Genomic DNA, 23,095 nt, shown 5'->3' on the forward strand with positions numbered 1-23,095 from the left:
CGCCGGCCAGCGCTACCCGCTGAACGCCGCCGCACAGAAGACCCGGATCGACTCCCACCGCGACCTGATGCGCAGGAAACCGTCATGCCCGATTACCGCTCGAAAACCTCCACCCACGGCCGCAACATGGCCGGCGCCCGCGCCCTCTGGCGTGCCACCGGGATGAAGGACGAAGACTTCAAGAAGCCGATCATCGCCATCGCCAACTCCTTCACCCAGTTCGTGCCCGGCCACGTGCACCTGAAGGATCTGGGCCAGCTGGTCGCCCGCGAGATCGAAAAACACGGCGGCGTGGCCAAGGAATTCAACACCATCGCCGTGGACGACGGCATCGCCATGGGCCATGACGGCATGCTCTATTCCCTGCCGTCGCGCGAGATTATCGCCGACTCCGTGGAATACATGGTCAACGCCCACTGCGCCGACGCCATCGTCTGCATCTCCAACTGCGACAAGATCACCCCCGGCATGCTGATGGCCGCCCTGCGCCTGAACATCCCGGTGGTGTTCGTCTCCGGCGGCCCGATGGAAGCCGGCAAGACCAAGCTGGCCAACCACGGCCTGGACCTGGTCGACGCCATGGTCGTCGCCGCTGACGACTCCTGCTCCGACGAGAAAGTCGCCGAGTACGAGCGCAGCGCCTGCCCGACCTGCGGCTCCTGCTCCGGCATGTTCACCGCCAACTCGATGAACTGCCTGATGGAAGCCCTCGGCCTGGCTCTGCCGGGCAACGGTTCGACCCTGGCCACCCACTCCGACCGCGAGCAGCTGTTCCTGCGCGCCGGCCGCCTGGCCGTCGAGCTGTGCCAGCGCTACTACGGCGAGAACGACGACTCGGTGCTGCCGCGCAACGTCGCCAGCTTCAAGTCGTTCGAAAACGCCATGACCCTGGACATCGCCATGGGCGGTTCGACCAACACCATCCTGCACTTGCTGGCCGCTGCCCAGGAGGCGGAGATCGCCTTCGACCTGCGCGACATCGATCGCCTGTCGCGCAAGGTGCCGCAGCTGTGCAAGGTCGCGCCGAACATCCAGAAGTACCACATGGAAGACGTGCACCGCGCCGGTGGCATCTTCTCCATCCTCGGCGAGCTGGCCCGTGGCGGCCTGCTGCACACCGACGTACCGACCGTACACAGCCCGAGCATGGCCGACGCCATCGCCGAATGGGACATCACCCAGACCCAGGACGAGAAGGTCCACACCTTCTTCAAGGCCGGCCCCGCCGGCATCCCCACGCAAGTGGCGTTCAGCCAGAGCACCCGCTGGGACACCCTCGACGCTGACCGCGCCGAAGGCTGCATCCGCAGCGTCGAGCACGCCTATTCCCAGGAAGGCGGCCTGGCCGTGCTGTACGGCAACATCGCCCTCGACGGCTGCGTGGTGAAGACCGCCGGCGTGGACGAATCCATCCACGTGTTCGAAGGCCGCGCGAAGATCTTCGAAAGCCAGGACGGCGCCGTGAAAGGCATCCTCGCCGACGAAGTGAAGCCGGGCGACATCGTGATCATCCGCTACGAAGGCCCGAAAGGCGGCCCGGGCATGCAGGAAATGCTGTACCCGACCAGCTACCTGAAGTCCAAGGGCCTGGGCAAGGACTGCGCCCTGCTCACCGACGGCCGCTTCTCCGGCGGTACCTCGGGCCTGTCCATCGGCCACGCCTCGCCGGAAGCGGCCGCTGGCGGCGCCATCGGCCTGGTACAGGACGGCGACAAGGTACTGATCGACATCCCCAACCGCAGCATCAATCTGTTGGTCAGCGATGAAGAACTGGCTACCCGCCGCGCCGAGCAGGACAAGAAGGGCTGGAAGCCTGCCCAGCCGCGCGCTCGCAAGGTGAGCACCGCGCTGAAGGCCTACGCCCTGCTGGCCACCAGCGCCGACAAGGGCGCGGTGCGCGACAAGGCGCTGCTGGACGGTTGAGTCTGGTGGTGACATGAAAAGCCCGGCGTAAGCCGGGCTTTTTTATTGGGTGCCAATCAGGACTTGGCACATCCACCCGTCCCCGGCTTGATACCCCGTTCCTCGTTGCAGATGGTGCCCGAGACCTCCCAGATCAGGTTAGCTTTGGTGCCTGCCTTGGGCTTCAATTCCAGCAGCAGCTCGTTGCCGTCGCTATCGGTCGCGCGAGTGGTGGTCTTGATCAGGCCGTCCTTCACCGAATAATCACCCTTGATGTTGCTGGTCTCGTCGAAATCCTTCGGAATCCCATAGGCGCCAGCATCGCACCCGGTAGTCGACCCCACCTCCGCAACACACAACCCAACAGCCGTCTTGACGCTGGAAATCTCGGCGATCGCGGCCGCCGCCTTCGAGCGCGACGAGTAATCCGAATACAGTGGCAGGGAAACCGAAGCCAGAATCCCGATGATCGCCACCACGATCATCAGCTCAATCAGGGTGAAACCTTGTTGTTTGACCATCTGCGCGTACCTCAGAATTGAGCCGGAAGCCTGGATGGCTCCGGATTCACTCCAGTGAAGTCACGCAAGTGGGTTTGGACATTCGGATACGTCCGCACAGTGGGTTGAAAATTCAGCGCTTTTTTCCGGCGCGAACACTCCTGAGGTGCCGCTGCAAAGGCGCGCCGTAGGAACCTCGGCTTCCCCATTCATCCCGACTTGCCTCATGGCACTGTGCGATCCCGCCGTAGGCCAGTAAAATCGCGCTCTTTTTTCCCGGACCGCCGCCCATGAGCTCTCTCGAGAACCCGTCCGCCGCCAAGGACCAGCCCGACCTGGTCTACGGCCTGGAAGACCGTCCCGCACTGCCCATCGCCCTGCTCGCGGCGCTGCAGCACCTGCTGGCGATCATCGTGCCCATCGTCACCCCTGGCCTGCTGATCTGCCAGGCGCTGGGCGTGTCGCCGCGCGACACGAACCTGATCGTGTCGATGTCGCTGGTGATCTCCGGCATCGCCACCTTCGTCCAGTGCAAGCGCTTCGGGCCGTTCGGCGCGGGCCTGCTGATCGTCCAGGGCACCAGCTTCAACTTCGTCGGCCCGCTGATTGCCGGCGGTGCGCTGATGGTGAAGAACGGCACCCCGGTGGAAGCGGTGATGGCGGCGATCTTCGGCGTGGTCATGGCCGGCTCCTTCGTGGAGATGGGCGTGTCGCGCATCCTGCCCTTCGTGAAGCGCCTTATCACCCCGCTGGTCACCGGCATCGTGGTGCTGATGATAGGCCTGACCCTGATCAAGGTCGGCCTGATCAGCATGGGCGGCGGCTTCTCCGCCATGGCCAACGGCACCTTCGCTAACGGCGAGAACCTGATGCTGTCGGGCCTGGTGCTGGCGATCATCGTCATCCTCAACCGCATTCCGGTGGTGTGGATGCGCAGCGGCGCCATCGTCATCGCCCTCGCCGTGGGCTACGCGCTGGCCGGCTACCTGGGCCGCCTGGACTTCACCGGCATGCACGAGGCGCCGGCCTTCCAGGTTCCGGTGCCACTGCACTTCGGCCTGGGCTTCTCCTGGAGCCTGTTCATCCCGATGCTGGTGATCTACCTGGTCACCTCGCTGGAAGCCATCGGTGACGTCACCGCCACCAGCAAGATCTCCAAGCAGCCGGTCGAAGGCCCGATCTGGATGCAGCGCATCAAGGGCGGCGTGCTGGTGAACGGCGCCAACTCGCTGCTGGCCGGCCTGTTCAACACCTTCCCAAGCTCGGTGTTCGCGCAGAACAACGGCGTGATCCAGCTGACCGGCGTCGCCAGCCGCCACGTCGGCCTGTGGATCGCCGCCATGCTCGTCGTGCTCGGCCTGTTCCCCAGCGTTGCCGGCGTGATCCAGGCCGTTCCCGAGCCGGTGCTTGGTGGCGCGGTGATGGTGATGTTCGGTGCGGTCGCCGCTTCCGGCATCAACATCCTCGCCGGCACCCACCTGGACCGTCGCGCGCTGCTGATCATCGCCGTCAGCCTGGCGCTGGGCCTGGGCATCTCCCAGGTGCCGGAGTTCCTCGCGCACATGCCCCACGCGATCCGCAACGTGCTGGAATCCGGCGTCGCCACCGGCGGCATCTGTGCCCTGCTGCTGAACTGGTTCCTGCCCGAGTCCGACGCCGTCAGGGCCTCGCACAACGACTGAGCCGCCACGACGCCACCCACGGGTGGCGTCGTCGTTTATGCTCCCCGGATGACCACTTCCCTGCGCATCGGCGTCATCGCCGACACCCACGGCCTGCTGCGCCCCGAAGCGCTGGCGGCGCTGCAAGGCTGCGAGCACATCCTGCACCTGGGCGATATCGGCCCCGCCTCACTGCTCGACCAGCTGCGCGAGCTGGCGCCGCTGGACGTGGTGCGCGGCAACAACGACACCGACGACTGGGCCGCCGCACTGCCGGAAACTCTGCTGCTGGAGTTGGGCGGGTTGCGGCTCTACCTGATTCATGACCTAAAGCAGTTGGCCATCGATCCGGCGGCCGAAGGCATCGACGTGGTGCTGGCCGGGCATTCGCACAAGCCGTTGAACGAGATGCGCGATGGGGTGCTGTACCTGAATCCCGGTAGCGCCGGGCCACGACGGTTCAAGTTGCCGATTGCGTTGGCGATCCTGGAGATCGCCGACGGGCAGCCAAGGGTCGAGATCGTCTCGCTCGTCTAGGAGCGTTCGCGAGCAAGCTCGCTCCTACGAAAAGCCGCGTTCCGCCTGTAGGAGCGAGCTTGCTCGCGAACAGCCCCCGCACGGTGTTCACGGTTCCAGCAGATGCGTGGCCAACTGTGCCACCGCCTCCTGCCGCTCGCTCTTCTCGCCGCGTCGGCGGCCATTGAGGGCGGACCACTCCGGATGCGCCCGCGCCTTGCGCAACGCCTCGGGCAGCTTGCCCTCGCGCCACTGCTTGTCTTCCGGCGACTGCACCTGGATCGCCTCCACCGCCGCATGCCCGCGCGTCTGCAATGCAGCCAGCAGTTGCCGCTGACGCAGCGCCAGCAGGCGCAGCACGCCGTCGTCCACTGACAGCTCGCGGCTGCCCTTGAGCTTGCCCAGCAGGCGCTGGCCGTAATGGCCGACGGTCTGCCACGCGCCGCCGGCGATGGCACCCAGCGCTGTGGCCGCGCCGAGGGTCAGGCCGCCGACCAGCAGGTCGATCCCCGCCCCCGCCGCCGCACCGGCCGCGACACCGCCACCCAGGCGAATGCCCAGTTGGCGCAGGGTTTCCGGGTTGAACAGGTCATCGCCCCAGCGCCCGTCCAGCAATGGCAGATCGGCCGCACGGGCATCGTCCTTGCGGAAGGCGTAGAGGCTGAGCAGTGCCTTCACACAGGTGTCTTCGCGCTTGCGCACCTGATTGCGCAGCGCCTCGGTGGCGTCACGCACCGCCGCATCACCGGCGGGTACCAGTTGGCGGCAGGCGGCGACATCCACCAGCAGCTCGGCGATCAGCCGCGCCCCGGCTTCACGGCGAGCGACGGCCTGGGCCTCGTGATCAGCCACCAGCCGATCCAATTGCGGACGCGCGCGCTCCAGCAGCAGCGCCAGGCTTTCGTAGAGACGCCGCTCGCCATCCAGCGGCGGCGCCACGCTGTCGAAACGCACCAGCGCGTGCAGACCGAGACGAGACAACGCCTCGCGCCACTGCTCCTCGCGGTGCTGCGGGCTGGCGACGAAGTTCAGCACCGGCAACAGTGGCCGCGCGCAGGCGGCGAGCACTGCCAGTTCGTCACGGTACTTGGCCAGCACCGGCTCGCGGGCGTCGATCACGTAGAGGCCGGCGTCGGAAGCCAGCAACTGGCGCAGCACCTTGGCTTCCTGCTCGAAGCGGCCGCGGGCCTCGCTGCCATCGAGGAAGCGACGCAGCTTCTCCGGGCCATCCAAGCGCTCGCCGGGGCGCTCCAGGCCATCGAGGAAATCGCGCAGGGCGATGGCGTCCTCCAGACCGGGCGTGTCGTACAGCTCCAGCAGCGGCTCGCCATCCACCGACAGCCGCGCGCCTTCCACATGCCGCGTGGTGCTGGGGCGATGGGACACCTCGCCGAAGCCGACGTCGCGGGTCAGGGTGCGCAGCAGGGAGGTCTTGCCGACGTTGGTGTGGCCGACCACGGCCAGTTTCAGCGCATCAGTCATGCCCGGTCTCCAGCCAGCCCAGGGGCGACGCCGAGGTGTGCGGCAGTTGCAGGCGCTCGATGCCGGCATGCCAGTCGCCCAGGCGTTCGGCATCCAGCGCTTCGCCGGCCGGCGCCTGCAGCAGCCAGACGCGGGTGGCGGCGGCACAGCGCGAGAGTTCGGCGATCAGCGCCAGGGTGCCGCGATCCGGCGAGCGGCGCGGGTCGCAGGCGATTACCAGGCGCGCCGGCGGATAGCGGGTGAGTTGCTCCAGCAGGCGGCGGCGCTGGGCGCCGTCGTCGAGGTCGCCGGCATTGGCGATACCTGCGGCCAGCTTCGGCGGCCAGTTGGGCCGGTCGAGCAGTTCGATGGACACCAGCACGGCGCCATCGGCGGTGCTCGCCGGGGCCTGCGCCTGCGGTTCGATCAGTTCGTCCGGCGCGGCATCGCTGACGCCCAGGCGCTCGCTGGCCGGCATCAGGCGCTCGCGCAGCAGGGCGTAGCCGGGCAGCGAAACGTCCAGCGCCAGCTGCGCCCGCCCGCGCTTCCAGCGCCACAGGCAGAGCAGCCACAGCGCGCCGCGCAGCAGCACGCCATACACCAGCAGGATGCCCACCAGCCAACCGGCCCAGGCGTGGCGCGCGTTCTCGCTGGCCACCAGGGCATCGCCGCTGGCACGCACCAGCTCCGAATCCGGCTGCGGGAAGCCGAGCAGCGATGGCAACGCGCCGAGGCCGTGGGTCAGGGCGATGAAGGTGTCGCCGCCGAGGATGGTGGTCTCCCAGACGAAGCCGTAACGCCGCGTCGCCAGCAGCGCCAGCATCACGCCCAGCGCACTGCCCAGCGCCACCAGCCAGAGGCCGTGGACCAGCAGGCCGAGAGCCCAGCGTGTGAGTTTCTGCCGGTCCAGCAGCACCAGCAGCGCGGGCGCCAGTTGGGCGGCGTGGGCGTCACGGGCGAGCTTGCCGCTCAGCCACAGCCACAGGCGGCCGAGCGCACCGGCGGCCTCGCCGCCGGCGAAGAAGGCCAGGGTCCAGCCCGTCAGGGTAATCAGGTGCAGGCCGAGCAGGCTGGCCAGGGCCCAGAACACGTTGACCGGGCGCAGGCCGTCTCCGAGGGCGGCGAAAGCCAGGCCGCCGCCGGTGAACAGCGCCAGCGCCAGCAGCAGGTAGAGCGCCAGGCGCGAGCCCTGCACCCAGGTGCGCAGAGCGGCGTGTTGGCCGTCGCGTTCGGCGAGCAGCTGCGCGCGGTGTTGCAGGCGGCAGGCAAGGTCACCACCGCTGACGATGGCGCGGCGGTTGGCTTCGCTGTCTTCCAGCGGGCCGACCTGCTCCTCGCGCAGGCGCACGGCCTCGCACAGCCACAGGGATTCGAGGGCGGAAGCGGGGGTTTCGCTCACGGGGTCTCCGACAATCGGTACTCGGCACCAAGGATAACCGCTGCTCGCCGCCGCGTCCCGGCACCGCCGGTAACACCCGCTGGCGTCAACCAAACCAAGGAGGGGCTCTCGCCGCGCGCGGCCAGCCTCACACTCGGAAAAAACAACAAGAATGAGGCCTCGCCATGCTGCGCTCGATGCTCAGTGCCTTGCCCCTGCTGCTGGCCGCCGCCACCGTGGCCGCCGTGGAAACGCCGCCGGTGCGCCCATCCAACTGGGGCCCGGACACCCCGCTGATGCAGGCGGTGCCGCCGCGCGTGCTCGACGCCAACGTCAGCGCCCGGCAGTCCGACAGCAATACCTCGCAACTGTGGATCAGCCACACCGACTTCCGCCTGCACGACGACATCGGCTTCTTCATCCGCAAGATGCTGATCCAGATGAGCCCGGTTGCCGGCGCCGGCACGCCGCTGATGCTGGATGACCCGAAATCCATGGTCGCGCGCATCCAGGCCGGGGACATCTTCGTCGCCGACGCCACCCTCGCCAGCCTGCTCAACGAAGAGCTGCGCAACGCCAACGCGCCGGTGCGCAACCTCAGGCTCAGCACCCGCGCCGGCGGCCAGGAAGTCCACGGCGAACTGCTGCGCAAGGGCCGCTGGCGGCCGCTGCGGATGGTCACCGGGATCGAACAGGCCGGGCCGCTGAAGGTGGCGCTGGTGCCGCAGCGGATCTTCGTCGACGGGGTGGACGTCACGCCCTCGCTGACCGCCGCCTCCATCGAGATGTCCGAGGTGCTGCAACTGCACACCGCGCACATGCAGCTGATCGGCAACCGCATCCTGGTCGACCTCGACGGCCTGTTCCCGCCGCCACGCCTGGACTTCACCGTCAGCCACCTGAAGCTCGCCGACGGCGGCATGGACCTGCTGCTGGGCAGCGACCTGGCCGACCTCAAGTGGCCGCAGCTCAAGGCGCCGCAGAGCTACATGTTCATCGAAGGCGGCGACATCAAGATGGCGCGGACCATCCTGGTGAAGGCCTACGCGCTGTTCACCAGCCTGAGCCCCGACGCGCCGCTGCTGTTCAACCTCTACGACTACCGCCGCCAGCTGCAGTACGGCGAAATCCGCCTGCGCGAGGACGGCATGGTGCACATAGCCGTCTCGCCCGTTAAGGCGCCCGCCCCGGAGGAGAAAGCCCTATGAGAACCCTCCTCGCTTCCCTGCTCTGCCTCGCGCTGGCCGGCCAGGCCGTCGCCGAGAGCGCCATCGACAAGCAGCAGCGCGAACTGGGCGTGCTGCGCCAGGGCTGGTTCCAGCAGACCCCGCCGGCACCGGACTTCAAGGCCAGCCGCCCGGGCGGCCTGCGCGATTCCGGCCAGGACGGCGTGGGCATCCTGCTGAACAACGTGGACATGTACTTCCAGGGCGACATCGGCTTCCACAGCCCGCTGCTCAAGGGCTGGCTGGTGCCGCTCAAGGCCGGCGCGCCGATCGACTTCGACCGCCCGCAGGACATGCGCATCAACGTCTCCGAGGGCGAGGTGATCCTCAGCCCCGAGCAGCTCGGCAACCTGTTCAACCAGCACATCCTTGCCTACCCGGAGACCATGCTGCGCGAGTTCAAGCTGAGCATCGAAGGCGACCGGCTGCTGGTCTCCGGCGAGGTGCAGCCGCTGGGCGTCGGTCCCTGGCTGCCGCTGCGGCTCTCCGGCACGGTGAAGCTCGACGGCGACAACCTCGACTACCAGCCCGACAGCGTGAAGGTACTCGGCGTGCCCAGCTACGGCGCCATGAGCCTGGTGGGCCTGCGCCTGGATTCCCTGGTGACCCTGGAGCGGCCCGGCGCGGTACTGCAGGACAACGTCATGCACCTGAACTACCACCAGGTCTTCCCGCTGGTGGGCATCGACGGCCGCGTCGAATCCAGCTGGCTGGACGCCAAGGGACTGCACCTGAAATTCGCGCCGAAGCAAGGCGCCGCCTCGCTGGCCTTCGAGCCGCCGCGCCAGGCCGGACAGTCCTACATCTGGCTGCAGTCGGGCGACCTGAAGATCTTCGAAATCCTCATCACCTACTCGCAGGTGCTGCTCAAGGCCGAGCGCCCGGACCAGACCCTGGCGTTCAACCTCAAGGACTACCGCAAGGTACTGGCCACCGGCATCACCCAGGTCAACGAAGACGGCACCTTCTTCATGCGCGTTCCGCCCCCCGCCGGCCCCGCCGACGGCGAGCGACTGGTATCCTCTGGCAACGGGAGTTCCCGCTGATGTTCACCACTGGAGTCGAGATGACCCAAGCACTGCCCCTGGCGATGATCGCCGCCCTTGCCGAGAACCGCGTGATCGGCGTCGACAACCGCCTGCCCTGGCACCTGCCGCAGGACCTCAAGCACTTCAAGGCGATGACCCTGGGCAAACCGGTGATCATGGGCCGCAAGACCTGGGATTCCCTCGGCCGCCCGCTGCCGGGCCGACTGAACATCGTGGTCACCCGCCAGGCCGGCCTCCAGCTCGAAGGCGCGGAAGTCTTCACCAGCCTCGACGCCGCCCTGGAGCGCGCCGAGCAGTGGGCCAGGGAGGAGGAAGCCGACGAGCTGATGCTGATCGGCGGCGCCCAACTCTACGGCGAAGCCCTGGGCCGCGCCGAACGCCTCTACCTGACCCGCGTGGGCCTTAGCCCGGCGGGCGACGCGCACTTCCCCGAAGTGAACGCAAGCCAGTGGCACCTGGCGTCGAGCATCGAGCACGACGCGGAAGGCGAGACGCCGGCCTATGCGTTCGAGGTTTGGGAGCGGGCCTGAGTTTGAAGTTGAGAGCCCCTCTCCCCAGCCCTGGCTGCGCGCCCCGCTCCGAAGGGAGAGGGAGCCGTTCGGAGCAAAATGAACGCACTGTGTTCGCCGGTGACGTAAGCAAGTTCGCCTCACTCGAATATCCCCTCTCCCTTCAGGGAGAGGGTTAGGGAGAGGGACCGCCCAGCTCCGAACTACCAAAAGAAAACGCCGCCCCGGTCACCCGGCGCGGCGTTTTTCATGGGCACTCATGCGTGAAATCTCCGCTCACAATCCCCGCCCTTGACCCTGTAGCAACTACAGGCCGCCCAATGACTCCACCCCACGACGGGAAACGGGAGGTACATCATGGGTTGGCTCGAACGTTTGATGATGGGCGGTCACCACGGCCGCGGCGGCTATGGCGGTCGTCACGGTGGCGGCCATGGCAGCTACGACGCGCCGGACTGGCGGGAAGCACCGCCGAGGCCGGCAGCAGCACCGATGACCACCTGCGCGCAATGCCAGGCAGCCATTGCCCTGGGCGCCCAGTATTGCCAGCACTGCGGCGCCTCGCAGAAACCCACCCTGTGTTCCGGCTGCGGCGATAGCCTGGCACCCCAGGCGCGTTTCTGTGCCCGCTGCGGACAGGAGCGCAGCACCTGAGCCGGGCGGCCTCCGCGAGTGGAAGCCGCCCTGGCGGTCAGAACGCGAAGTGCTCCGCGTCCAGCGCCATCAGGCAGTCCGCGCCGCCCAGCAGGGCCTCGCGGTGCATGCTGGCACGCGGCAGGATGCGCTTGACGTAGAACTCGGCGCTGGCGAGCTTGGCGCGATAGAAGTCCGCGTCCCCCTCGCCCGTCGCCAGCTTCGCCTGCGCCACGCCAGCCGCCTGTAGCCAGAGGCCGCCGAGCAGCACGTAGGAGCAGTACTGCAGGAAGTCCACCGAGGTGGCGCCGATTTCCTGCGGGTCGCGCTGGCAGGCGGCGATCACTTCGCTGGTGAGGCTGCGCCATTCCAGTAGGCGTTGCCGCACGGTTTCCGCGAGACCTGCCAGTTCAGTGCGCACGCCGACGGTTTCGCAGATCGCTGCCAGTTCGCCGATCAGCGCGTTCAGCTCCGCGCCGCCGTCGCCCAGCAGCTTGCGGCGGATCAGGTCGAGCGCCTGGATGCCGTTGGTGCCTTCGTAGATCTGGGTGATGCGGCTGTCACGCATCAGCTGTTCCATACCCCATTCGCGGATGTAGCCGTGGCCGCCGTAGACCTGCACGCCGAGGCTGGAAACTTCCTGACCGACGTCGGTGAAGAACGACTTCACGATGGGGATCAGCAGCGCCGCGCGCTTGCTCGCCGCCTTGCGACCGTCCGCCTCGGGATGGCCGTGCTCCAGGTCCAGTTCGCGGGCGCAGAGCGCGGAAATCATCCGGCAGCCCTCGGTGAGGGTCTTCTGGGTCAGCAGCATGCGGCGCACGTCCGGGTGGACGATGATCGGATCAGCGGCCTTGGAGGGCTCCGCCGCACCGGTCAGAGCGCGCGATTGCAGGCGCTCGCGGGCATAGGCCAGCGCGCCCTGGCAGGAACGCTCGGCGATGCCCAGACCTTGCAAACCGACCTGGAAGCGCGCGTCATTCATCATGGTGAACATGCACGCCAGGCCCTGGTTGGCCTGGCCAATCAGCCAGCCGGTGGCGCCGTCGAAGTTCATCACGCAGGTGGACGCGCCCTTGATGCCCATCTTGTGCTCGATGGCGCCGCAGCTCAGGGAGTTGCGCGCGCCCGGCGTGCCGTCGGCGTTGGCGATGAACTTGGGCACCAGCAACAGGCTGATGCCCTTCACTCCGGCCGGCGCATCCGGCAGGCGCGCCAGCACCAGGTGGACGATGTTCTCGGAGAGGTCCTGCTCGCCACCGCTGATGAAGATCTTGCTGCCGCTGACACGGTAGCTGCCGTCCGCCTGCGCCTCGGCGCGGGTGCGCAGCAGGGCCAGGTCGGTGCCGGCCTGGGGCTCGGTGAGGCACATGGTGCCGCTCCACACGCCGCTGACCATCTTCGCCAGGTAGTCTCGCTGCAGCTCCGGCGCGCCGTGCTTGTACAGCGCCAGCACTGCACCCTCGGTGAGGCCGGAATAGACGCGGAACGACAGCGAGGCGGCCATCAGCATCTCGTGGAAGCTGGCCGCGACCATCTGCKGGAAGCCCTGGCCGCCGAATTCGGTCGGCCCGGTCATGCTGGCCCAGCCGTTGTCGCAGTACTGCTGGTAGGCCTCGCGGAAGCCGTCAGGCGTGGTGACTTCGCCGTTGAGCAGGGTCGCGCCCTGCTCGTCGCTGTTGCGGTTCAGCGGGGCCACCACTTCGCCGGTGTAGCGCGCGCCTTCTTCCAGCACGCCGTCGATCAGCTCGCGGTCGAGGCCGTTGCCCAGCAGCTCGCAGTGGCCGCTGACGTCGAACAGTTCGTGGAGGACGAAGCGCATGTCGCGCAGGGGTGCCTGGTAACTCATGTTCAGTGCTCCTGTTTCACGTCGGCGAAGCGGCCATTGGCGGCGGCCAGGCGCTCGATCAGCGCCGCCGGCTGCCAGTGCGCACCGTGCTCGCCGGCCAGGTCACGCAGGCGCGCCAGCACGCTCTGCAGGCCCTGGGCATCGGCCCAGGCCATTGGGCCGGACTTGTCCTTCGGGAAGCCATAACCATTGAGGTAAACGGTGTCGATGTCGGCGCTGGTGGAGGCGATGCCTTCGTCGAGGATCTTTGCGCCTTCATTGACCAGCGCCAGCAGGCAGCGCTCGAGGATTTCCTCGGCGCCGATGTCGCGGCGCTGGTAGCCCAGGCGCTCGGACTCGCGCAGCACCAGGGCATCCACTTCCGGGTCGTGCTCGGCCTGGCGGCTGCCCGGCTCGTAGTGATAGAAGCCGTTGCCGCTCTTCTGGCCGAAGCGGCCCATCTCGCACAGGCGGTTGTCCACCTGCACGGTCGGCGCGTCCTGGCCCTTGCCGGCCAGCTCGCGGGCGCGCCATTCGAGGTCGATGCCGACCACGTCGAACATGCGGAACGGCCCCATGGCGAAGCCGAAGCCCTGGATCGCCGCGTCCACCTGATGCGGCAGCGAGCCTTCGAGGATCAGCCGGCGCGATTCCTGGACGTACTTCTCCAGCATGCGGTTGCCGATGAAGCCGTGGCAGTTGCCTGCGACCACGCTGACCTTGCCCATGCGCTCGCCCAATTCCAGCGCCGCTTCGAGCACGGCGGGAGCGGTCTTCGCGCCACGCACGATCTCCAGCAGCTTCATGATGTGCGCCGGGCTGAAGAAGTGCAGGCCGAGGACCTGGGACGGCCGCGAGGTCACCGCGGCGATGGCGTCGACGTCCAGGTAGGAAGTGTTGGAAGCCAGGACGGCCGAGGGTTTCAGCGCCGCATCCAGCTCGCGGAAGATCGACTGCTTGAGCTCGAGGTTCTCGTACACCGCCTCGATCACCAGGTCCACTTCGCGGATCGCCGCGTAGTTCGCCGCCTGGGAGATGCGTGCACGACGACGGGCCGCTTCGGCCTCGTCGATGCGGCCCTGGCGCACGTTGTGGGCATAGGTGTCGGCCACGGCGCCGAGGGCCTGGGTGAGCATCTGCGGGTTGTTGTCCAGCCACAGGACCTGCACGCCGGCGTTCGCCAGGCACATGGCAATGCCCCGGCCCATGGTACCGGCGCCGATGACGGCGGCGCTGGCGATGCGGATGTTCTGGCTCATGTTGTTCCTCTTGTCAGCCTGAAACGCTCGTTTGAAGACCACTCACCTTAGGGAAGGCGGTACTATTTTTGAAATTTTGAGTTGTGATAAGTGGAATTCAGCCAGTGAATATGACCACCTTCGACCTCAACCTGCTGCGGGTGCTGGATGCACTGCTGCGCGAGCGCAACGTCTCGCGTGCGGCGGAGCGCCTGTCGCTGAGCCAGCCGGCGGTGAGCAACGCGCTGAACCGCCTGCGCGAACTGCTCGATGATCCGCTGCTGGTGCGCGTGGGCCGGGCCATGCAGCCGACGCCACGGGCGCTGGAACTGGAAGCGCCGATCCGCGATGCCCTGCAGCGCATCGGCCAGAGTCTGGCCGGTGGCGACACCTTCGACCCGGCGCGCAGCCGCCAGCGCTTCACTCTGGCGCTGACCGACTATGTGGAAGCGCTGTGCATGCCGCACCTGCTCGAAAGTCTGGGCAGCGCGGCGCCGGGCATGGGCCTGAGCATCCAGCACCTGACGCCGACGCTACCCGCCGAGGCGCTGGACAAGGGCAGCCTGGACCTGGTGCTGGGCCGCTTCGAGGAACTGCCGGCACGCTTCCAGCGCCGCCCATGGGCCAGCGAAACGCTGCGCCTGCTGGCCCGGCGCGGGCATCCGCAGGTGGACGGCGGGATCGATCTGGAGACCTTCCTCGGCCAGCGGCACCTGTGGGTTTCCGGCGGGCAGACCAAGGGCATGGTCGACCAGTGGCTGGCCAGCCAGGGGCTGAAACGGCAGATCGCCTACACCACGCCCAACTACCTGCAGGCGGCACATCTGGTGGCGACCACGGATTTGCTCACGGTGCTGCCGACGCGGCTGGCGGCGCATTTTGCCCAGCTGCTGCCGTTGCAGGTGCTGGAGCTGCCGTTCGACGTGGGGCAGTTCCACCTGGAGCTGGTCTATCTCGCCCAGCGCGAGAGGGATACGGCGTTGCAGTGGTTGGTGGAACGGATAGTGGATTCCGCGCCGGAGTAACGTTGTAGGAGCGAGCTTGCTCGCGAACCTGCCCCACGTCGGTGTATCAGATGACCTCTGTTCGCGAGCAAGCTCGCTCCTACAAAGAGCAAAAACAAAAACGCGCCCGGAGGCGCGTTTGGACGGGATCAGAAGCGATCGCGAACGATCGTCTCTTCCAGCGGCAGGCGGCCGATGCGCGGCCGGGCTTCCACCGCCTGCTTGCCCACGGCGATCATCAGGCCGATGGCATGGCTGGCCGGCAGGTTGATCAGCTTGCCCACGGCGTCGAAGTCGAAGCCGACCATCGGCACGCTGTCCAGGCCGCGGCCACGGGCGGCGAGCATCAGGGTCTGCGCCACCAGGCCGCTGCTGCGCATGGCTTCGTCGCGCTGGGTCTGCGGCTTGTCGCGGTAGTAGCCGTCGATGGCGCCGATCATGTAGTTCTTCACTTCGACCGGGGCGCCGTCCCACACGCGCTCGGCGTTCTGCTCCCAGCTGTCGACCTGCGCGCAGACGATCACCAGCATCGAGGCATCGGTCATCTGCACCTGGTCCCAGCCGGCTGCGCGAATCTGCGCACGCAGCTCGGGATCGCTGACCTCTACCAGACGCACGTGCTGCAGGTTGAAAGAGGTCGGTGCGAGCAGCGCCTGTTGCAGCAGGTCGTCCTTCTCTTCGCGGCTCATCACATAGGAAGTGTCGAAACCACGAATGGAACGGCGGCTGCGGATGGCGTCTTCGATCAGCATGGAAAATCCTCTGGCTGGCATGGGCGGGAATGGCGCGCATGGTAAGCCGAGAGGCCGCCCCGTTGCAGAGCGGCGTATCGATAATGTCTATGCGATTACCTGATGGATCGAGCGCCCGCCGCCAATGACGGGCGCCCCGAGGGTCAGCTCTCCAGCGCTTCCACCGGCGCCGCCGCAGCCTGGCGCTGCTTCGGCGAGGTAAAGGCCAGATAACCATCCTCGACCTTGCCGAAGCGCAGCAGGGCGAGGTCCAGCGCGTAGTTCTGGTAGAGCTTCCACGGCGTGCGGTCGCCCTGCTTGGGCATGCGGTCGGCGGCGCGCTGGATGTAGCCGGAGTTGAGGTTGAGGAAGGGCTCTTCCTTCACCGATCCAGCGGTCTGGCGTGGCGTGCATTGGCGCATGCCGACAGCATCAAGGTGGTTGATCAGGCGGCAGAAGTACTCGCTGGAAAGGTCGGCCTTGAGCGTCCAGCTGGCGTTGGTGTAGCCGACGATGGCGGCGAGGTTGGGCAGGTCGCGCAGCATGATGCCGCGGTAGCCCATGCTCTGGGTGACGTCGAAGGGCTTGCCGTCGATGGCCAGCTCGGCGCCGCCGAACATCACCAGGTCCAGCCCGGTGGCGGTGACGATGACGTCCGCTTCCAGCACCTGCCCGGACTTGAGCAGGATGCCCTTCTCGCAGAAGCGCTCGATATGGTCGGTGACCACCGAGGCGCGGCCCTGGCGCAGCGTCTTGAACAAGTCGCCATCGGGCACGCAGCACACGCGCTCGTCCCACGGCTTGTAGCGCGGGCTGAAGTGGCGCATGTCGAAGTCCTTGCCCAGCTGCAGGTTGGCCAGCTTGAGCATGAGCTTGCGCACCGCGCCAGGGAACGCCTTGGAGGCCATGAAGAAGATCATCTGCATGGTCACGTTGCGCGCCCGCGCCTGGCGGTAAACCCACTTCTCCGGGAGGAAATTGCGCAGGAAGTTGGAGATCGGGTCCTTCGCCGGCAGGGTGATCACGTAGGACGGCGAGCGCTGCAGCATGGTGACGTGGGCGGCCTTGTCGGTCAGCGAGGGAACCAGCGTCACGGCGGTGGCGCCGCTGCCGATCACCACGATGCGCTTGCCGCTGTAGTCGAAGTTCTCCGGCCACAGCTGCGGGTGGATGACCTGCCCGGCAAAGCTCTCGCGCCCGGCGAAATCCGGGGTGTAGCCGGCGTCGTAGCGGTAGTAGCCGGTGCACATGAAGAGGAACTGCGCACTCATGCGTACCGGCTGTTCGTCGTCGCCGCGCTGCACGACGAGGTTCCAGCGCGCGCTGGCGCTGTCCCAGTCGGCCTTGAGTACGCGGTGGCGGTAGCGGACCTTGTCCTCGACGCGGTATTCGCGGGCGGTCTCGCGGATGTAGTTGAGGATCGACGGACCGTCGGCGATGGCCTTGGGGTCGGTCCAGGGCTTGAAGTTGTAGCCCAGGGTGTACATGTCCGAGTCGGAGCGGATGCCCGGATAGCGGAACAGGTCCCAGGTGCCGCCCATGGCCTCGCGGCCTTCGAGGATGGCGTAGGACTTGCCGGGACACTGCTTCTGCAGGTGGCAGGCGGCGCCGATGCCGGACAGGCCGGCGCCGATGATCAGTACATCCAGATGCTCGGTGGACATGCGTGGGGGCTCCTTGCTGCAACGCCCTGAAGAGTCTAGGCGGAAATGCCTTTTCCACACCCTACAAGGAGCCCCGCCGGCATCACGCCGACCTTTAGTCGTGCGTGGCACCGGCGTCTTCAGGCGGTCACAGTTGCGCCTGCACCCAGTCGCGGACCTGGGCGTAGGGGTAGTCCTCCAGCGTCGCGTAGCCCGGCAGCGTGCGTGCCTTCATACGAGTGAAAGCCGGCACGCTGATGCCGCAGAGGAAGCGCGTCACGCAGTCGGCGCTGGGCGCAAGTCCTCGGGCGCTGCGGTACTTCTCCAGGAAGGCGGCGCAGCGGCTGTGCAGCGCCTGGCCATCCAGCGCCGGCAGCGCGGGCGGCTCCGGCAGCCGGGCAACATGGCCAGCGCAGACCGAGCAGTGCCCGCACTGGCGCGGCGCCTGCTGGTCGCCGAAGTATTCGGCCAGGCGCCAGCTCAGGCACTCGGTGCTGCCCAGCAGTTCGAGCATGGCGCCGATACGGGCGATCTCGCTTTCCTCGTGGCGCTTGAAGTAGCGGTGCAGTTCCTCGCTGAGGTTATCCACAGAGAAGGAGGCATCGCGCACCGAGTAGACCTCGGTCATCTGCTTGCTCTCCAGCTCCGCCCAGCCGCGCTCCTGGAAGTAGTCCAGCGCCTTCACTACCCGTGCACGCTCGGCGCCGTGGCGGCTGTAGAGGGTGTCGAAGTCCAGGGTCGCCCAGGTCTTGGCGCGGGCCGAGGTGGTAAGGATGGCGTCGACGAACTGGCGCCGCTCGCCCTGGAAATGACCCAGCAGTTCGGCGGAATCGATCAGCAGCTTGTAGCGATATTCGGCGAAATAGGCGAAGCGCGGGGCGATGATGCCGCGTAGCTCCAGCTGCACCAGCAGTGTCTTCAGGGGCAGCTGGCGGATGTTCGACTGGTCCGACAGCGGCACCAGCATGGTTTCCCACTGGCCATTGGGCGCTTGGCGAATCTCTTCCAGCACGTTGCGGATGCCTTCGCGCTCGGGGGTGTCGCCGTAGACGAAGTTCTCCAGCACGTTGAGGCTGTCGCGGTTGGCCAGCACCAGGCATTCCGAACGCTGGCCATCACGGCCGGCACGGCCGATCTCCTGGCTGTAGTTCTCCAGCGACTTGGGCAGGTCGTAGTGCACCACCTGGCGGATGTTGCTCTTGTCGATGCCCATGCCGAAGGCGATGGTGGCGACGATGCAGTTCAGCCGACCTTCCATGAAGCGGCGCTGGATGCCCTCGCGTTCAGGGTGTTCCATCCCGGCGTGGTAGGCGCAAGCGGGAATGCCGCGCTCGGCCAGGTGCGCGGCGACTTCCTCGGCGGTCTTCTGCTGGGTGACGTAGACGATGGCCGGCTGCCCGGCACGCTCGCCCAGCCACTGCACCAGGCGCGCACGACGGGCGGCGCTGGCCACCGGCTCCACCTGCAGGTCGAGGTTGGCGCGATAGAAGCCGGTGGTGACCACATCGGCCTCGGCGATGGCGAACTTGCTGCGCATGTCGGCGATCACCGCCGGCGTCGCGGTGGCGGTGAGCAGCAGCACCTGGGGAATGCGGAACTGCTTCTGGTAGTCCGGCAGCTTCAGGTAGTCGGGACGGAAGTTGTGGCCCCATTCGGAAATGCAGTGCGCCTCGTCCACCACCAGCAGGGAAATCGGCACTTCGCTGATGAAGTTGCGGAAGCGCTCGTTCTTCAGACGCTCCACCGAGATCATCAGCACCTTCAGCTCACCGCTGCGCGCCCGCGCCATGGTCTGCGCGGTCTGTTCGCGGCTTTGCGCCGAGTCGATGCTGGCGGCAGCGATGCCGTGGCGGGCGAGGAAGGCGAGCTGGTCCTGCATCAGCGCCAGCAGCGGCGAGACCACCAGGGTCAGGTGCGGCAACAGCAGCGCCGGCAGTTGATAACAGAGCGACTTGCCCGAGCCGGTGGGGAAGATCGCCGCCGCCGAGCGCCCGGCCAACACGGCGCTGACCGCCGCCTCCTGGCCAGGACGGAACTGGCGGAAGCCGAAGACGCGTTCGAGGGTGTCGTGCATGGGATGTACTCCTTTACTAGGCAATCCACCCAGCCTAGAAAGCGACATTGTAGGAGCGAGCTTGCTCGCGAACAGCCCAACTCCGGTTCGCGAGCAAGCTCGCTCCTACGAAGAGCACCTCGGAGCAGGACCGTTCCCAGGCGCAAATGAAAAAGCCGCCCGAAGGCGGCTCTTTCCCGAACAGGCTCGCTTACAGCTGCGGGCCGGCGTTCTTGATGGCGTCGCTCACGTCGAACTTCTGGAAGTTGTCGATGAACTTGCTGGCCAGGCCCTTGGCGGCTTCGTCGTAAGCAGCCTTGTCTTCCCAGGTGTTGCGCGGGTTGAGCAGGTTGGTCTCGACGCCCGGAACGACCTTCGGTACGTCCAGGTTGATGATGTCCAGGTGCTCGGTCTCGGCGCCGATCAGAGCGCCGCTCTGGATGGCAGCGATCACGCCACGGGTGGTCGGGATGTTGAAGCGCTTGCCGACGCCGTAGCCACCGCCGGTCCAGCCGGTGTTGACCAGGTAGACCTTGGAACCGAAGGCCTTGATGCGCTTGATCAGCAGCTCGGCGTAGACGCCGGCCGGGCGCGGGAAGAACGGCGCGCCGAAGCAGGTGGAGAAGGTCGACTTGATGCCGCCGCCCGAACCCATTTCGGTGGAACCGACCAGCGCGGTGTAGCCGGACAGGAAGTGGTAGGCCGCCTGCTCGTTGTTCAGGATCGACACCGGCGGCAGAACGCCGGTCAGGTCGCAGGTCAGGAAGATCACGGCGTTCGGCTCGCCGCCTAGGTTCTGCTCGGAGCGCTTCTCGACGTTCTCCAGCGGGTAGGCCGCGCGGGAGTTCTGGGTCAGGCTGTCATCGGCGTAGTTGGGGGTGCAGTTTTCGTCGAGAACGACGTTTTCCAGCACGGCGCCGAACTTGATGGCTTTCCAGATGACCGGCTCGTTCTTCTCGGACAGGTCGATGCACTTGGCGTAGCAGCCGCCTTCGATGTTGAAGACAACGCCTTCGCCCCAGCCGTGCTCGTCGTCGCCGATCAGGTAGCGGCTTTCGTCAGCGGACAGGGTGGTCTTGCCGGTGCCCGACAGGCCGAAGAACAGGGTGACGTCGCCCGCTTCGCCGATGTTGGCGGCGCAGTGCATCGGCAGCACGTCCTTTTCCGGCAGCAGGTAGTTCTGCACGCCGAACATGGCCTTCTTCATTTCACCGGCGTAGCGCATGCCGGCGATCAGCACCTTCTTCTGGGCGAAGTTGAGGATCACGCAGCCATCGGAGTTGGTGCCGTCACGCTCGGGCACGCACTCGAAGTTGGCGACGTTGAGGACCTGCCACTCTTCGCGGCCGGCCGGGTTGTACTGCTCGGGCTCGATGAACAGCGCGCGGCCGAACAGGTTCTGCCAGGCGGTGGCGGTGGTCATCTTCACGGCCAGGTAGTGATCCGCGGCGGAACCTACATGAACGTGGGAGACGAAGTGTTCCTGGGCGTTATTGAAGGCCTGGACACGGTCCCACAGGGCATCGAACTTGTCGGCCGGGAACGGACGGTTGATGGCGCCCCATGCGATGGAATCCTTGCTGCCCGGCTCTTCGACGATGAAACGGTCGGCAGGCGAGCGGCCGGTGCGGTGGCCGGTTTTCACCACGAGCGAGCCGTTGTCGGCGAGTTCGCCTTCGCCGCGGCGAATGGCTTCTTCCACCAGTTGGGCAACGCTGATATCGGTGTAAACGGCTTTATTGGCTTGCGTCATGTGGGTCCCCGTCGGCCGAAGCCGAGTCCTCCAAACATTGCGTAGTGACTTCTGATTCCCACTACCGCGGAAAAAAGTCGCGGGATTATGCCAGAAAAGAACTGTTCTCGTGCAGCCTCTGATCTGGCGAGAGCGCCATTGGTTCGGCTATCGGACAATTCGATGCGGTCAATGGCGGGTTTCTGACGGTGTCTGGCTACCGCCGCCCGAGAACAGCTGGGCAACGTCCGAACCGTCGAACTGGTAGCGCTGGTTGCAGAACTGGCAGTCGATGACGATTTCGCCATCCTGTTCGGCCAGCAGGCGCTGCGCGTCTTCCAGTCCAAGACTGACCAGTGCGTTGGCCGAGCGTTCCCGCGAGCAGCTGCAGCGGAACACCAGCGGCTGCGGCTCGAACAGGCGCACGTCGTCCTCGTGGTACAGGCGGTGCAGCACGGTGGCGTTGTCCAGGCCCAGCAGCTCCTCGGCGGTGAGGGTGTCGGCCAGGGTGCTGACGTGCTGCCAGCTGGCTTCCCGCGACTCGGCGTCGCGCTCGCGGTCGGCCGGCAGTTGCTGCAGCAGCAGGCCACGGGCACGACGGCTGTCGGCGTTGAGCCAGAAGCGGGTCGGCAGTTGCTCGGAAGTGGCGAAGTAGGTCGACAGGCAGTCGGCCAGGGTCGCGCCTTCCAGCGGCACGATGCCCTGGTAGCGCTTGCCGTTCTTCGGATCGACGGTGAGGGTCAGCACGCCCTCGGGCATCAGCTCGGGCAGGCCGGCGGTGTCGCCGATGGCGTCCGCATCGTAGCGGGCCAGGCCGCGTACTTCGCGGTTGCTGGAGCATTCCACCATCAGCAGCGGCACGGCGCCGTTGGAGCGCGCCTGCAGCACCAGCAGGCCGTCGAACTTCAGGGTGCCGCACAGCAGCGCGGCGGCGGCGAGCATCTCCCCGAGCAGCTGGGCGACCGGTTGCGGGTAGGGGTGCTTGGCCAGTACTTCGGCGTAGCTGCGGTCGAGCTCTACCAGCTCACCGCGCACGTCGGTGTTGTCGAAGAGGAAACGCTGACTTTGATCGATCTGGGACATGCTTTGCACAACGCTGCGATAGGCACAAATAAATGACAAGTTGATGGCAAAGGCCTATAAAGCGCGCTTTGCAGCACCCACCCGCGTTCGAGTGGTTCCGTAAGGGGGGACCGATTTTATGGATAAAGCGACGCCGTTCCAAGCCACCTGGTCCTGGAAGCCCTTTATTGCCTGCCACCTGATGGCCGGCCTGTTGTTGTTGCTGTGGCTCTGGGAGCCCACTCGCAGCGCAATGGACCTGTTCGATTTCAGCCTGTTCAGCCTGCTCAACCAGCCGCTGGCGACCAATGAAGCCTGGCGCCTGTCCTGGGCCGTGGCGAGCACGCGGCCGTTCGACCTGCTGGTCGGGGTGATCCTGCTGCTCCTGCTGATCCGTGGCGACTGGATCTTCAAGGCGACCCAGGCCCGCGCGGCGACCTTCGGCTTTTTATGCGCGGCGGTGGTGCTGGTGGTGGTGCGCATCCTCTACGCCAAGATCGCCCACAAGCTGGGCTGGCAGCACGCAAGCATCTCCGCGGTGGCGCCGGATGCCGTGCGTCTGGAAGATTTCTTCCCGCAGTGGCAGGACACCGCCTTCGAAGTGAAGGACGAATCCGCCCGCAGCTTCCCCGGCGACCACGCCTCGGTGCTGCTGATCTGGGCGCTGTTCCTCACCCTGTTCGCCCGCAACGCCCTGCAGTGGGTGGTGATCTGGGGCCTGGCGCTGCTGTTCATGCTGCCGCGCCTGGTGGCCGGCGCGCACTGGGGCCAGGACGACTACATCGGCGGCGTGCAGATGGCGCTGGTGGCCCTGGCCTGGAGCTGCTTCACCCCGTTCGCCGCCAAGGGCAGCGCCGCGCTGGTGCGCTGGACCGACCCGCTGTTCCGCCTGGCGGCGAAGATTCCGCTGGTCAACCGCCTGAGCGTCGTCGCGGCCTGACTACCAGCCGATCCCGGCGGGGCGCGCGC

General features: G+C 66.8%; 19 protein-coding genes. 9 read left to right on the forward strand and 10 right to left on the reverse strand.

What is annotated here, in order from left to right; all coding sequences use genetic code 11:
* Positions 1-84 precede the first annotated feature (84 nt).
* Positions 85-1,923, forward strand: coding sequence for a dihydroxy-acid dehydratase (gene ilvD / locus QO207_RS07715; RefSeq protein ID WP_301531891.1), 1,839 nt, complete (start codon positions 85-87; stop codon positions 1,921-1,923).
* 56 nt (positions 1,924-1,979) lie between these two features.
* On the opposite strand, the gene QO207_RS07720 is transcribed toward ilvD, so the two are convergent.
* Positions 1,980-2,423 (reverse strand): prepilin-type N-terminal cleavage/methylation domain-containing protein, encoded by a 444-nt coding sequence (locus tag QO207_RS07720; protein ID WP_301531892.1) that lies wholly within the window; start codon positions 2,421-2,423, stop codon positions 1,980-1,982.
* 269 nt (positions 2,424-2,692) lie between these two features.
* Between QO207_RS07720 and QO207_RS07725 the strand changes: the two genes are divergently transcribed.
* Both QO207_RS07725 and QO207_RS07730 read left to right on the forward strand, forming a co-directional pair.
* Positions 2,693-4,084, forward strand: a complete 1,392-nt coding sequence (locus QO207_RS07725; RefSeq protein ID WP_301531893.1) for a nucleobase:cation symporter-2 family protein — start codon at positions 2,693-2,695, stop codon at positions 4,082-4,084.
* 48 nt (positions 4,085-4,132) lie between these two features.
* Positions 4,133-4,600, forward strand: a complete 468-nt coding sequence (locus QO207_RS07730) for a metallophosphoesterase family protein (protein ID WP_301531894.1) — start codon at positions 4,133-4,135, stop codon at positions 4,598-4,600.
* A gap of 87 nt (positions 4,601-4,687) precedes the next feature.
* Here the strand turns inward: QO207_RS07730 and QO207_RS07735 are convergent, their stop codons facing one another.
* Positions 4,688-6,061 carry a GTPase/DUF3482 domain-containing protein gene (locus QO207_RS07735; protein WP_301531895.1) on the reverse strand — a complete coding sequence of 458 codons (1,374 nt, stop codon included), beginning with the start codon at positions 6,059-6,061 and terminating at the stop codon, positions 4,688-4,690.
* A complete protein-coding gene (locus QO207_RS07740; protein ID WP_301531896.1) occupies positions 6,054-7,439 on the reverse strand; it encodes a DUF2868 domain-containing protein in 1,386 nt (461 codons plus the stop codon). Before QO207_RS07740 ends, QO207_RS07735 begins: the two co-directional genes overlap by 8 nt.
* Positions 7,440-7,603: 164 nt before the next feature.
* On the opposite strand from QO207_RS07740, the gene QO207_RS07745 reads away from it, so the two are divergent.
* From QO207_RS07745 to QO207_RS07760, 4 genes are all read left to right on the forward strand, one after another.
* A complete protein-coding gene (locus QO207_RS07745; RefSeq protein WP_301531897.1) occupies positions 7,604-8,626 on the forward strand; it encodes a hypothetical protein in 1,023 nt (340 codons plus the stop codon).
* Positions 8,623-9,690, forward strand: coding sequence for a hypothetical protein (locus tag QO207_RS07750; protein ID WP_301531898.1), 1,068 nt, complete (start codon positions 8,623-8,625; stop codon positions 9,688-9,690). Before QO207_RS07745 ends, QO207_RS07750 begins: the two co-directional genes overlap by 4 nt.
* 20 nt (positions 9,691-9,710) lie before the next feature.
* On the forward strand, positions 9,711-10,223 hold the full coding sequence (locus QO207_RS07755; RefSeq protein ID WP_301532077.1) for a dihydrofolate reductase: 513 nt from the start codon (positions 9,711-9,713) through the stop codon (positions 10,221-10,223).
* Between the two features lie 336 nt (positions 10,224-10,559).
* On the forward strand, positions 10,560-10,856 hold the full coding sequence (locus QO207_RS07760) for a zinc ribbon domain-containing protein (protein WP_301531899.1): 297 nt from the start codon (positions 10,560-10,562) through the stop codon (positions 10,854-10,856).
* Between the two features lie 37 nt (positions 10,857-10,893).
* Here the strand turns inward: QO207_RS07760 and QO207_RS07765 are convergent, their stop codons facing one another.
* Positions 10,894-12,684: an acyl-CoA dehydrogenase C-terminal domain-containing protein gene (locus QO207_RS07765; protein ID WP_301531900.1), complete on the reverse strand. Its 1,791-nt coding sequence runs from the start codon at positions 12,682-12,684 to the stop codon at positions 10,894-10,896.
* Positions 12,685-12,686: 2 nt separating this feature from the next.
* A complete protein-coding gene (locus QO207_RS07770) occupies positions 12,687-13,922 on the reverse strand; it encodes a 3-hydroxyacyl-CoA dehydrogenase (protein ID WP_301531901.1) in 1,236 nt (411 codons plus the stop codon).
* Positions 13,923-14,026: 104 nt separating this feature from the next.
* Between QO207_RS07770 and QO207_RS07775 the strand changes: the two genes are divergently transcribed.
* A complete protein-coding gene (locus tag QO207_RS07775) occupies positions 14,027-14,926 on the forward strand; it encodes a LysR family transcriptional regulator (protein WP_301531902.1) in 900 nt (299 codons plus the stop codon).
* Positions 14,927-15,054: 128 nt separating this feature from the next.
* Here the strand turns inward: QO207_RS07775 and QO207_RS07780 are convergent, their stop codons facing one another.
* From QO207_RS07780 to hslO, 5 genes are all read right to left on the reverse strand, one after another.
* Entirely contained in the window at positions 15,055-15,657 is a 603-nt protein-coding gene (locus QO207_RS07780) for a nitroreductase family protein (protein ID WP_301531903.1), read from the reverse strand.
* A gap of 143 nt (positions 15,658-15,800) precedes the next feature.
* Complete coding sequence (locus tag QO207_RS07785; RefSeq protein ID WP_301531904.1) at positions 15,801-17,300, reverse strand: NAD(P)/FAD-dependent oxidoreductase; 1,500 nt, start codon at positions 17,298-17,300, stop codon at positions 15,801-15,803.
* 127 nt (positions 17,301-17,427) lie between these two features.
* On the reverse strand, positions 17,428-19,353 hold the full coding sequence (locus QO207_RS07790) for an ATP-dependent DNA helicase RecQ (RefSeq protein WP_301531905.1): 1,926 nt from the start codon (positions 19,351-19,353) through the stop codon (positions 17,428-17,430).
* Between the two features lie 190 nt (positions 19,354-19,543).
* Entirely contained in the window at positions 19,544-21,085 is a 1,542-nt protein-coding gene (locus QO207_RS07795) for a phosphoenolpyruvate carboxykinase (protein ID WP_301531906.1), read from the reverse strand.
* A gap of 168 nt (positions 21,086-21,253) precedes the next feature.
* Complete coding sequence (gene hslO, locus QO207_RS07800) at positions 21,254-22,147, reverse strand: Hsp33 family molecular chaperone HslO (protein WP_301531907.1); 894 nt, start codon at positions 22,145-22,147, stop codon at positions 21,254-21,256.
* A gap of 118 nt (positions 22,148-22,265) precedes the next feature.
* Here hslO and QO207_RS07805 point away from each other — a divergent pair, with 118 nt between their 5' ends.
* Complete coding sequence (locus QO207_RS07805; RefSeq protein ID WP_301531908.1) at positions 22,266-23,066, forward strand: phosphatase PAP2 family protein; 801 nt, start codon at positions 22,266-22,268, stop codon at positions 23,064-23,066.
* The last annotated feature ends 29 nt before the right edge of the window (positions 23,067-23,095 follow it).

The organism is Pseudomonas sp. CAN1 (genome assembly GCF_030462585.1).
Lineage (GTDB): Bacteria > Pseudomonadota > Gammaproteobacteria > Pseudomonadales > Pseudomonadaceae > Pseudomonas.

Bases quoted from the DNA above. Each gene is read 5' to 3' on its own strand.
- ilvD (WP_301531891.1), top strand. From the start codon at position 85: ATGCCCGATTACCGCTCGAAAACCTCCACCCACGGCCGCAACATGGCC.
- QO207_RS07720 (WP_301531892.1), bottom strand. From the start codon at position 2,423: ATGGTCAAACAACAAGGTTTCACCCTGATTGAGCTGATGATCGTGGTG.
- QO207_RS07725 (WP_301531893.1), top strand. From the start codon at position 2,693: ATGAGCTCTCTCGAGAACCCGTCCGCCGCCAAGGACCAGCCCGACCTG.
- QO207_RS07730 (WP_301531894.1), top strand. From the start codon at position 4,133: ATGACCACTTCCCTGCGCATCGGCGTCATCGCCGACACCCACGGCCTG.
- QO207_RS07735 (WP_301531895.1), bottom strand. From the start codon at position 6,061: ATGACTGATGCGCTGAAACTGGCCGTGGTCGGCCACACCAACGTCGGC.
- QO207_RS07745 (WP_301531897.1), top strand. From the start codon at position 7,604: ATGCTGCGCTCGATGCTCAGTGCCTTGCCCCTGCTGCTGGCCGCCGCC.
- QO207_RS07750 (WP_301531898.1), top strand. From the start codon at position 8,623: ATGAGAACCCTCCTCGCTTCCCTGCTCTGCCTCGCGCTGGCCGGCCAG.
- QO207_RS07755 (WP_301532077.1), top strand. From the start codon at position 9,711: ATGACCCAAGCACTGCCCCTGGCGATGATCGCCGCCCTTGCCGAGAAC.
- QO207_RS07760 (WP_301531899.1), top strand. From the start codon at position 10,560: ATGGGTTGGCTCGAACGTTTGATGATGGGCGGTCACCACGGCCGCGGC.
- QO207_RS07770 (WP_301531901.1), bottom strand. From the start codon at position 13,922: ATGAGCCAGAACATCCGCATCGCCAGCGCCGCCGTCATCGGCGCCGGT.
- QO207_RS07780 (WP_301531903.1), bottom strand. From the start codon at position 15,657: ATGCTGATCGAAGACGCCATCCGCAGCCGCCGTTCCATTCGTGGTTTC.
- QO207_RS07785 (WP_301531904.1), bottom strand. From the start codon at position 17,300: ATGTCCACCGAGCATCTGGATGTACTGATCATCGGCGCCGGCCTGTCC.
- QO207_RS07790 (WP_301531905.1), bottom strand. From the start codon at position 19,353: ATGCACGACACCCTCGAACGCGTCTTCGGCTTCCGCCAGTTCCGTCCT.
- QO207_RS07795 (WP_301531906.1), bottom strand. From the start codon at position 21,085: ATGACGCAAGCCAATAAAGCCGTTTACACCGATATCAGCGTTGCCCAA.
- hslO (WP_301531907.1), bottom strand. From the start codon at position 22,147: ATGTCCCAGATCGATCAAAGTCAGCGTTTCCTCTTCGACAACACCGAC.
- QO207_RS07805 (WP_301531908.1), top strand. From the start codon at position 22,266: ATGGATAAAGCGACGCCGTTCCAAGCCACCTGGTCCTGGAAGCCCTTT.